Origin of the sequence: Lentzea californiensis (assembly GCF_024648825.1) — a bacterium.
Taxonomy (GTDB): Bacteria; Actinomycetota; Actinomycetes; order Mycobacteriales; family Pseudonocardiaceae; genus Lentzea; species Lentzea californiensis.
Window position 1 is genome coordinate 130,509 of sequence record NZ_JANBBE010000018.1, and the last position, 10,073, is coordinate 140,581.

Below are 10,073 nucleotides of genomic sequence, written 5' to 3' on the forward strand. Positions count from 1 at the left end.
TCAGAGCTCCAGGGTCACGTCGGTCAACGGCGCGCTGGTGCAGGTGAGGACCCGGCCGTCCTCCTCCTGCCTGGAGACCTTGCCCGCGAGGAGCTTCACGACGCACTCCTGGCAGCTGCCGACCGTGCAGGAGTAGGGCATCGGCAGCCCGGCGGCGAGTCCGGCGTCGAGCAACGTCTGCCCCGGCTCCACCACCGCCGCGCCGGCGGGCTGCCCGTCGCGCTGGACGAGCATCCGTTGCGGTGCCGGGGATCCCGCTTCCGTCGACGCGCTCGTGTAGCTCTCGGCGTGCACACGGTCGCGGGGGACGCCGAGTTCGTCCAGTGCCTGCCGGGCGGTGTCCATCAGGGGTTCCGGACCGCAGAGGTAGAACCGCGCGGTGGACGACAGCGGCAGGCCGGCTGCCCACGTCCGGACCCGTGGGACGTCGAGCCGTCCGTCGCGGGCCGTCAGCACGTGGGTGACGCCGAGCCGGTCGGGATGCCGCTCCGTCAGCCGCGCGAGGTCGGCGGCGAAGATGGTGTCCTCCGCGGTCCTGTTGCTGTAGAGCAGGAAGACGCGGTCGCCCGGCCCCGCGAGCAGGGTGCGGATGATGCTCATCATCGGCGTCATGCCGCTGCCCGCCGCGAGCAGCACCACCTCGTGGCCGGGTTCCGCGTGGAAGGCACCTGACGGACCGCGCACGAACAGCCGATCACCTGCCACGAGCGTGCGGACGTGGCGGGAGAACCGGCCCACCTCCTTGATCGTGACCTCCAGCCGCGATGACCCCGGCGCCGACGAGGCCGAGTAGGGCCTGCGCACCCTCACACCGCCGACGTCGGCGACGAGCGTGAAGAACTGGCCGGGCCGGAAGTCGAACGGCCGGTCGTCCTCCAGCACCAGCGTCACCGCGCTCGCCGTCTCCTGGCGGACCTCGGCGACGCGCACCTCCCGCAGCGGATCCTCCGCCGCGGCAAGGGGTGGGAGTTCCGCGACCTCGTAGCCCTCCTTGCGCAGGCCTGAGCGGTAGGCGACGTTCATCGCCGCCCGCATCCACCGCGCGGGAACCCGGCTCGCGATCTTGAGCAGGAAGCCGCGCAGCCCGCTGTTCGCGGGGTTCGCGGCCAGGTGCCGGCCCGCCAGCGCCATCAGGTCGGGCATGCCGGCAGGTGCGGCCGAGGTCCACAGCCGGGCTCGGGTCACCGCGTCGTTCGCACTCAGCTCGGCGTCCTCGACGTCGACGAGCAACGCGGCGTGCGGCGGCATGCCGCGCAGCGACAACGGTTCCAGCAACCCGGGATCCACGGTGATCACCGCCCGGCCCCGGACGTGCAGGACTCCGGTGCGTCCCGGTACTAGCGCGGCGAACGAGAGCCGGTCGTCCTGCAGCAGGTTGTGCAGCGTGTCGGCACGCCTGTTGCCACGCCGGTCCGCGATCAGGAGCGTGCGGCCGTCCACGATCCGCGCGACCGCCTGCTGGTCCCCGCGCGGACTGGTGTCGCTGCCGCCTCCGGAGTCCCAGGTGGACAGGACCAGGAACGGCGAGGCGGCCAGGAAGTCCGCGACACCGGGCAGTGCGAGCGGACCGTCGCCGACCTCGGGAGCGGACGGCGTGGCACCGGGCGGTTGCCACAGCCCGGAACGCAGGACCGCCTGGGCGCAGTGGACGTACACCTCCCGCACGTCGAAGCCGCCGCGGCGCGCGACACCGTTGATCCGCAGGGTCTCCCCGATCCCCGGCAGCAGGAAGAGCAGCGACGCCGGGCCGTCGGCGGCTTCGCACAGGGCGAACGAGATCCGCGCCGGCGAGTGCACGCGCACGAAACCCGGTGTGCCGCCGACGAACGTCGTCCTGCTCACGCCGTCCGCGTCCCGGTACCCGAACCCGGCGATCGGGCTGCGCGCGAGCAGGTCGACACATCCCTCGTCGAGCGCGCCGAGCTGCTTGAGCATGATCATCGACGCGGGCCGCCCGACGACGGCTTCGACCTCAGCCACCGTGCCGAGCCGTGCAGTAGCGTTGTTTTCCCAGCTCATGACAGTATTATGAGCTTTTGCTCAGTTCCTGGATACTCGCTTTCGGACAGCTGTGGAGGGAGTGCCGTGCCGTCGGCCAATCGTGACATCGACCCACGTCGCAAGCCCCGTCAGGTGCGCGCGGAGCTCACCCGCGACCGCATCCTGACGGCGGCTGCTCACGTCTTCTCCGAGCACGGCTACGCCGCGGGCACCACGAACCGCATCGCCGAACGGGCCCGCGTCTCGATCGGTTCGCTGTACCAGTACTTCCCGAACAAGGACGCCGTCCTGGCCGAGCTGATGGTCCGCCACATCGACCGCGGCGCCTGGACCCACGCGGACCGGCTGGACCTCTCGCCGGGCACCCTGGAGTCCGTCGTGCGGGTGCTGGTGCGCGACGCGATCGACAACCACCGCGACGACCCCCGGCTGCTGCGGATCATGATCGAGGAGGGCCAGCTCTCCGCGGAGCTGCGCGAGACGATCACGCGGCACGGCGAGCGGCGCGTCGCCCAGGTCCGCGACGTGTTCGCGCGGCACCCCGACGTCGACGTGCGCGACCTGGACACCGCGGTGGACCTCGTGGTGTTCACCGTGGAGCTGAACACGCACCGGCTGGCCGCGTTCCAGCAGCCGGCCGCGATGGGGACGTTCGAGAACGAGCTCGTGGACATGGTGACCCGGTACCTGCGCGGCCCGTCCGCCTGAGCGGCGGTTAGTCGTGTGACCTGCCGGGTACCTGTGCAGACCTCCCACGGCTCAACGAAAGGCAGACGGTGGAACCAGGACCGTTGCTGTACGCCGGCGCGGGCTTGGCGACGCTCGCCGCCGCACTGCTCCCCCGGTTGCTCGACCGCGCACCGGTCTCCATGCCGATGCTCTTCCTCGGCGCGGGCGCCCTGACGTTCACGGTGGCCGACCAGCTGCCCGATCCCGACCCCGTGGCGCACAGCGGCGTGCTGCTGCACCTGACCGAGATCTGCGTGATCATCTCGCTGGTGGGCGCGGGCCTCGCACTGAACCGCCAGGTCAGCCTGCGCGGCTGGGCGAGCACCTGGCGGCTGCTCGCCATCACCATGCCCCTGTCCATGCTCGCCGTGGGCCTGCTCGGCTGGGCTGCGCTGGGCCTGGGCGTCGGAGCGTCCGTCCTGCTCGCGGCCGTGCTCGCGCCCACCGACCCGGTGCTGGCCAGCGAGGTGCAGGTCGCCGAACCCGCCGAGAACCCCGAGTCCGACGAGGACGAGGCCAGGTTCGCGCTCACCTCGGAGGCGGGCCTCAACGACGGGCTGGCGTTCCCGTTCACCTACGCCGCCATCGCGATCAGCGTGGCCGGGGCGGCGCCGTCGCAGTGGCTCGGGCACTGGCTCGCGGTGGACGTGCTCTGGCGGCTCGCGTCAGCGGTCGCCATCGGCGTGCTCATCGGCTGGGCGCTGGGCAAGCTGTTCTTCTCGGCGCCGTCGGAGAAGTTCCGCCTGGCCGAGCACGCGGAGGGCTTCGTGGCGCTCGCGGCGACGTTCCTCGCCTACGGCGTCACCGAGCTGGTCGAGGGGTACGGGTTCGTCGCGGTCTTCGTGTGCGCGTGCGCGATCCGGTCCGGGGAACGCCGCCACGGCTACCACCAGGTCCTGCACCGCTACGTCGAGCAGGCCGAGCGCATGCTCACCGTGCTGATCGTCTTCCTGCTCGGCGGTGCCGCCGCCACCGGCCTGCTGGCAGGCGTCGGCTGGCGGCAGGTCCTCGTGGCCGCGGCGGTGCTGCTGCTCGTGCGTCCGCTGGCGGGCTGGATCGGCCTGCTCGGCGGCAAGACCGGTCCCCGCGAACGGACGGTCATCGCGTTCTTCGGCGTGCGCGGGGTCGGCTCGTTGTTCTACCTCGTGTACGCCCTGCAGCACGGCGAGTTCGCCGAGCAGACCGCGCTGTGGCAGATCGTCGGGCTCGTCGTGATCGGCTCGGTCCTGCTGCACGGGCTCTCCGCGTCCCCGGTCATGTGGCTGCTGGACCGGAAACGCCGGCAGAAAGCACAGGCGCAGCACGAAGAAACCGCTGACACCCACGTGTGAGGTCAGCGGTTCAGGGTCAGCGGTTCAGGTACGCGGCCAGGCCGCCGAGCTCCTCGCTCGCGATGAAGACCGAACGCACGTGGATGAGGATCTCCTCGACGTGGGCGGCACAGCCCCACGCCGAGTCGCCCCACGAGTCGGCGACCTTGATCTCGGCGGGCAGGGTGCACCCCGCCCTGCCGCCCAGCTGGCAGAACTCGGGATGCGGTGTCTTGGCCTGCACGGCCGCGGCGACGCGCATCTGCGCGGTCAGCTGTGCGGCGGCTTCCGCGCGCTGCTCGGCTTCGGCGCGCAGTTCCCGCTCCGCCCGCACCACCTCGGCCAGCGCGGCACGTGCGGACTCGGCCTGCGCCTCGGCGGCCTGCCGTGCCACCTCGTTGTGGTGGCGCTCGATGGCCAGGGCCGCGGTGCCGGCGAAGACCCGGATGAGGGCGAAGTCGGTGTCCTGCGGGACGCGCGCGGTCCGGTGGTACATCGCGAAGGTGCCCAGCAGGCTGCCGTCGCGGGCCAGGATCGGCGTCGACCAGCAGGAGCCCAGTCCGGCCTGCTGCGCCAGATCGCGGAAGTCGTCCCAGAACGGGTCGGTGGCGATGTCGGTGACGATGACCGGTTCACGCCGGTGCGCGGCCGTTCCGCAGGAGCCGACGCCTTCACCGGTGGCGATGCCGTCGATGGCCTCGTTGTAGAAGTCCGGGAGGCTGGGCGCCGCGCCGTGCCGCAGGTGCAGGCCGTCGGGTTCGGCGAGAAGGACGGACACGAAGAGCTCTTCCGGCGCCAGCTCCTCGATGCACCGGGCCATCCCGTCGAGCACCTCGCTCAGCGGCGCCTGACGGGCGATCTGCTCCAGCAGCGCGCGGTGCTCGGCCGTCAACCGCTGGGCGTGCTTGACCTGGGTGGTCTCCACGCCGATGACCCGGACCCCGAGCAGGTCGCCGGAGGCGTCCCGGCGCGGCTCGCAGGTGAGGTCGAAGAACGCCTCCCGTGCGTCCGGGCCGCTGCCCACCACGGCCCGGACGTCACGGCGGGTGCGGGGTTCGCCCGTGCGGCGGACCTCGTCCAGGAGGTCGGACAGGTCCGCGCCGTCCTCGCCGAACGCGGACAGGAAGGCCGGATCGGCCGTCTCCACCGCGTGCCCCGGGCCCGTGAACGTCGCGAACACCGCGGTGGACTGTCCGAACAGGGTGCGCAGATCCCCGTCGGTGCCCGCCGCGTCCGCGGTCTGCTCTTGCTTGCCGAACGCCCTCATGGCCGCCCTCTCGCCATGCGCCACCGGCTCACTGTTTGACCTCGGACGCGGTCTTGTCCTCTGACACCATCACGATCACCGAAGATCGTACGCACCACCGGATCCCGTCTCAGGAAGCGGCCGTGTCCCGGCCTTCGGCGCGGTCGGCGTTGTCGATGTCGAGCAGCGCCAGCAACGGTTCCACCTGCCCCGAGCGGAACGCCCGGCGCTGGCGGTCGGCACCCGTTCCCGGACCGTCCAGCAGTCGCAGACCCCGTTGCACCGCGGGCAGATCACCGTTGGCCTCGAACACCGGCGTCAACCGGGTCACCAGGTCGTCGAGCTGGCGCCGCAGCGGCCTCGGCTCACCGGACAGCACGTCCAGGGTGCTGCCGCGCAGGCCTTCGTTGGACGCTCCCCAGCAAGCCTGCCGCAACGTCTCCTGGGGAACCGGCTCCGGCTCCACACCGCGTTCCACGTCGACGACCGCCTGGGCGACCAGTGCCCGGACGAGCGCCGCCAGCAGCACCGCCTCGTCCACGGTCGCGGCGACGTCCGAGACGCGCACCTCCACCGTCGGCAGGTCCGTGGCGGGCCGGACGTCCCAGTAGATCATCGCGCGGTCGAGGGCGGTGCCCGCCTTGATCATGGTGTCGCAGACTTCCTCGTAGTGCTGCCACGAGGTGAAGATCGGTGGCGGCCCGGACACGGGCCAGCGCGACCACACGGTCGAACGCCAGCTCGCGAAGCCGGTGTCCTCGCCGCCGGAGAACGGGGAGTTCGCGGTCACCGCGGCCAGCACCGGCAACCACGGACGCACGTGGTTGCACACCTGGACCGCGGTCTCCCGGTCGGGCACCGCGACGTGGACGTGACAGCCGCAGATGAGCTGTTGTTCCGCCAGGGCACCGAATTCACGTGCGATCCGCCGGTACCGCAGGCTGTCCGTCACCTCACCCGTCGCGTCGCCCAGCGGAGGCGCCCCGACGGCGATGGCCCTGCATCCCGCCGTGCGCGCGGCCTGCGCGACCGAACGGCGAGCCTCGACGAGTTCACGCCGGGCCTGCTCCACGTCGCGGCACACCGTCGTGTTGATCTCCACCTGCGCGCCGGTGAGCTCGTGCTCCAGTTCGAGACCGAGCTGCTCGCGCGCGACGGCGACCACCTCGTCCGCCCGGTTCACCGGGACACCGGTCTCCGGATCCACGAGGAGGAACTCCTCCTCCACACCGACCGTGGGACACCACATGTCCTTCGATGGCGGTCTCGCCACTTCACACCGTCCTGCTCATAGGGGACCGGCGAATACCCTTCGACGGCAGAAAGAAAACGTCAGAACTGGCCGTCGGCCGGCAGGGGCGGACCGATCGGCCGTTCGGCCGCACCGCCGGCGAGAACGGGGTCGAACCACGTTTCCCGGACCACGTATTTCGGTTGCGGAGTGCACCACGGCGTCCCACACTGAGCGGCCGATATCCCGACCTGCGAAAACGGGTGGTTCATGTTCGACGTCGTCATCGCCGGATGCGGGCCGACCGGCGCGATGCTGGCCGCGGAGCTCCGGCTGCACGACGTGCGCGTGCTCGTCCTGGAGAAGCAACCCAAGCACGCTTCGTCGTTCGCCCGAATAGTCAGTCTGCACATTCGCAGTCTCGAGGTCCTGTCGATGCGCGGATTGCTGGACCGTTTCCTGGAACGCGGCAGGCAGCGTCCGGCCGGAGGCTCATTCGCCGGCATTCCCAAACCCACTCCCGAGGGCCTGGACTCCGAGTTCACGTCACTGCTGGGGATACCGCAGCCGATCGTCGAGGGCCTGCTCCGCGATCACGCGATCGCACTGGGAGCGCAGGTCCGGGCCGGTTGCGCGGTGACAGGACTCGAGCAGGACGACGAGGGCGTGACAGTCGAGTCGACCGGCGGCGAGAGGCTGCGGTCGCGTTACCTTGTCGGCTGCGACGGCGCACGCAGCACCGTGCGCAAATTCCTCGGTGTCGGATTTCCCGGCGAACCCTCGCGCAACGACACGCTGATGGGCGAGATGGCGGCAAGCGCGCCGCCGGAGGAGATCGCGGCCAAGGTCGCCGAAATCGGTGAGACCGGCAAAGCGTTCAGCTTCGGTCCATTCGGTGGAGGAATCTACCGCGTCGTGATTCCGGGCGCGGAAGTCAGTGAGAACCGCACGGAACCACCCACCATCGACGATTTCGCACAACAGCTGCGGGCGATCGCCGGAACTGATTTCGGTGTGCACTCCCCTCGCTGGTTGTCCCGTTTCGGCGACGCCACCAGGCTGGCCGAGCGTTATCGCACCGGACGGGTGCTGCTGGCCGGCGACGCCGCGCACATCCACCCGCCCGCCGGTGGCCAGGGCCTGAACCTCGGCCTCCAGGACGCGGTCAATCTCGGCTGGAAGCTCGCCGGGCAGGTCCGCGGCTGGGCACCCGGCGCGTTGCTGGACACCTACCACGCCGAACGTCATCCGGTCGCCGCGGACGTCCTCGACAACACCCGCGCCCAGGTGGCACTGGCGTCCAGCGAACCGGGCGCACAGGCCGTGCGCAGGCTCCTCACCGAACTGATGGACATCAACGAGGTGAACCGGCGGCTGATCGAGAAGATCACCGCGATCGGCATCCGCTACGACCTCGGTCCCGGACCCGGCCTGCTCGGCCGCCGCCTGCGTGACGTCGGCCTCGCGCAGGGACGCCTCTACGACCACCTGCGCGGCGGCCGCGGCCTGGTGCTCGACCGCACCGGACGCCTCAACGCCGGCGGCTGGCTCGACCGGGTCGACGTGGTCACGGATCCCGGTGCAGCACTGGACGTTCCGGCTCTGCTGCTGCGTCCGGACGGGCACGTCGCCTGGATCGGCGAGCACCAGCACGACCTCGACGACCACCTCAGCCGCTGGTTCGGCCCTCGCGCGGTAAACGCTTTCCACGCACCATCGCGGTAACCGGGAAGACGAGCGGGCCGTCCCGGCGTGGGAGGATGAGCCACCACAGCAGGCGCGAAAGGGACGTGGTGGGCGAGCACATGCAGATCGGTGAGGTCGCCGAGCGGACCGGTCTGTCCCTGCGCACGATCCGCTACTACGAGGAGGTCGGCCTGGTCGTGCCCAGCGCACGCAGCCAGGGCGGGTTCCGCCTCTACACCGAACCGGACGTCCAGCGGCTGGGCGTGATCATGCGCATGAAGCCCCTGGGCTTCCAGCTGGACGAGATGCGTGAGCTGCTCGGCATCCTCGACGCCCTGGGCGCGGACGACGTCGCCGATCGCGCCGGGCACCTGAGCCGCCTCACGGAGTTCTGGACGGCGGCCGAGGAGCGGTGCCGGGCGCTGCGCACGCAGTTGTCCATCGCCGAGGACTTCGCCGCGACACTGCGTTCACACCTGCCGGCTTCGGCCGATTCGACGCGGAGCTAGTGCCCTACGCCGGAAGTCCGCCGCTGAAGTCCCTGCCGTTTGTGCCGCACGCGGGGCGCTTTCGTGCGCGTGGAGCGCACGAAAGCGCCCCGCGTGCAGTTGATGACGGCGTGGCTGAGGCCCCGCGACGTTGATGAGGGGAGCTTTCCCAAACCTGAGGTTGATGAAAGCTCCCCTCATCAACCTTCATACTTTGATGACGAATTTCCGGCGCAGGACACTAGTGTCCTGCGTCGGAAATCCGCAAGGTAAGTCTAGTGTGGGGTGATGGCGCGGATTGGTCGTCCTCCTGCTGAGGTGACGTTGACGGAGCAGGAGCGGGAGACGCTGCGGCGGTGGGCGCGGCGGGCGAAGTCGTCGCAGGTGCTGGCGCAGCGGTGCAGGATCGTGCTGGCGTGTGCGGAGGGTGTGCCGGGCAAGCAGATCGCCGAGGATCTTCGGGTGCACGAGGCGACGGTGACCAAGTGGCGCAGGCGGTTTCTGCGCGATCGGCTGGACGGTCTGGTCGACGAGCAGCGGCCGGGCCGGCCGCCGTCGATCACGGTCGATCAGATCGAGGAGGTGATCGTGGCGACGCTGGAGGAGACTCCGCGTAGCGCCACGCACTGGTCGCGAACGTCGATGGCGGAGCGCACCGGGTTGAGCAAGTCGACCATCGGCCGGATCTGGCGCGATTTCGGGCTCAAACCGCACCGTGCGGAGACGTTCAAGCTCTCCACTGATCCGTTGTTTGTGGAGAAGGTCGTGGATGTGGTTGGCCTGTATCACAATCCGCCCGAGCGGGCGGTGGTGCTGTGCGTGGACGAGAAGTCTCAGATCCAGGCATTGGACCGCTCACAGCCGGTGCTGCCGATGATGCCCGGTATGCCTGAGCGCCGCACGCACGACTACGTCCGCAACGGCATCACCAGCCTGTTCGCCGCGTTCGACATCGCGGACGGCACGGTGATCAGCGAGTTGCACCGCCAGCACCGCGCCGCCGAGTTCAAGAAATTCTTGATCACGATCGACAAGACCGTCCCAGCGGAGCTGGACGTGCATCTGGTCTGTGACAACTACGGCACCCACAAGACCGCGGCGATCAAGGCCTGGCTGGCGAAGCACCCGCGGTTCCACATGCACTTCACCCCGACCGGATCCTCGTGGATCAACCAGGTCGAACGCTGGTTCGGCCTGCTGGCGCAGCAGAAGATCAAACGCGGCGCCCACAAAAGCGTGCAAGCACTCGAGAAGGACGTCCGGGCCTGGATCGCGGACTGGAACACCCACCCACGGCCGTTCCTGTGGACCAAGACCGCCGAAGAGATCCTCGAGTCACTCGCACGCTTTTGCAGGCGAATTTCCGGCGCAGGACACTAGTG

The 10,073-nt window shown here is 70.1% G+C and carries 8 protein-coding genes; 5 read left to right on the plus strand and 3 right to left on the minus strand.

Going from position 1 to position 10,073, the window contains the following annotated elements; translation table 11 throughout:
* Positions 1-2,019, minus strand: a complete 2,019-nt coding sequence (locus LX88_RS40415) for a 2Fe-2S iron-sulfur cluster-binding protein (RefSeq protein WP_258953031.1) — start codon at positions 2,017-2,019, stop codon at positions 1-3.
* Between the two features lie 66 nt (positions 2,020-2,085).
* On the opposite strand from LX88_RS40415, the gene LX88_RS40420 reads away from it, so the two are divergent.
* Positions 2,086-2,709: a TetR/AcrR family transcriptional regulator gene (locus tag LX88_RS40420; protein ID WP_258953032.1), complete on the plus strand. Its 624-nt coding sequence runs from the start codon at positions 2,086-2,088 to the stop codon at positions 2,707-2,709.
* Positions 2,710-2,777: 68 nt separating this feature from the next.
* Positions 2,778-4,061: a cation:proton antiporter gene (locus tag LX88_RS40425; RefSeq protein WP_258953033.1), complete on the plus strand. Its 1,284-nt coding sequence runs from the start codon at positions 2,778-2,780 to the stop codon at positions 4,059-4,061.
* A gap of 16 nt (positions 4,062-4,077) precedes the next feature.
* Here the strand turns inward: LX88_RS40425 and LX88_RS40430 are convergent, their stop codons facing one another.
* Positions 4,078-5,331, minus strand: a complete 1,254-nt coding sequence (locus LX88_RS40430) for a GAF domain-containing protein (protein ID WP_258953034.1) — start codon at positions 5,329-5,331, stop codon at positions 4,078-4,080.
* A gap of 85 nt (positions 5,332-5,416) precedes the next feature.
* The gene (locus tag LX88_RS40435; protein ID WP_258953035.1) at positions 5,417-6,535 is read right to left on the minus strand and encodes a carboxylate-amine ligase; all 1,119 of its coding nucleotides are present in this window, start codon (positions 6,533-6,535) and stop codon (positions 5,417-5,419) included.
* 252 nt (positions 6,536-6,787) lie between these two features.
* Between LX88_RS40435 and LX88_RS40440 the strand changes: the two genes are divergently transcribed.
* The 3 genes from LX88_RS40440 to LX88_RS40450 all read left to right on the plus strand — a co-directional run bounded on the left by LX88_RS40440 (position 6,788) and on the right by LX88_RS40450 (position 10,071).
* Positions 6,788-8,242, plus strand: coding sequence for an FAD-dependent monooxygenase (locus LX88_RS40440; RefSeq protein WP_258953036.1), 1,455 nt, complete (start codon positions 6,788-6,790; stop codon positions 8,240-8,242).
* A 35-nt stretch (positions 8,243-8,277) separates the two neighbouring features.
* The gene (locus LX88_RS40445) at positions 8,278-8,712 is read left to right on the plus strand and encodes a MerR family transcriptional regulator (RefSeq protein ID WP_258953037.1); all 435 of its coding nucleotides are present in this window, start codon (positions 8,278-8,280) and stop codon (positions 8,710-8,712) included.
* Between the two features lie 267 nt (positions 8,713-8,979).
* Complete coding sequence (locus LX88_RS40450; RefSeq protein ID WP_258947671.1) at positions 8,980-10,071, plus strand: IS630 family transposase; 1,092 nt, start codon at positions 8,980-8,982, stop codon at positions 10,069-10,071.
* The last annotated feature ends 2 nt before the right edge of the window (positions 10,072-10,073 follow it).

Coding starts and splice junctions, on each gene's coding strand:
- LX88_RS40415 (WP_258953031.1), bottom strand. CDS start 2,019: ATGAGCTGGGAAAACAACGCTACTGCACGGCTCGGCACGGTGGCTGAG.
- LX88_RS40435 (WP_258953035.1), bottom strand. CDS start 6,535: ATGTGGTGTCCCACGGTCGGTGTGGAGGAGGAGTTCCTCCTCGTGGAT.
- LX88_RS40440 (WP_258953036.1), top strand. CDS start 6,788: ATGTTCGACGTCGTCATCGCCGGATGCGGGCCGACCGGCGCGATGCTG.
- LX88_RS40445 (WP_258953037.1), top strand. CDS start 8,278: ATGAGCCACCACAGCAGGCGCGAAAGGGACGTGGTGGGCGAGCACATG.
- LX88_RS40450 (WP_258947671.1), top strand. CDS start 8,980: ATGGCGCGGATTGGTCGTCCTCCTGCTGAGGTGACGTTGACGGAGCAG.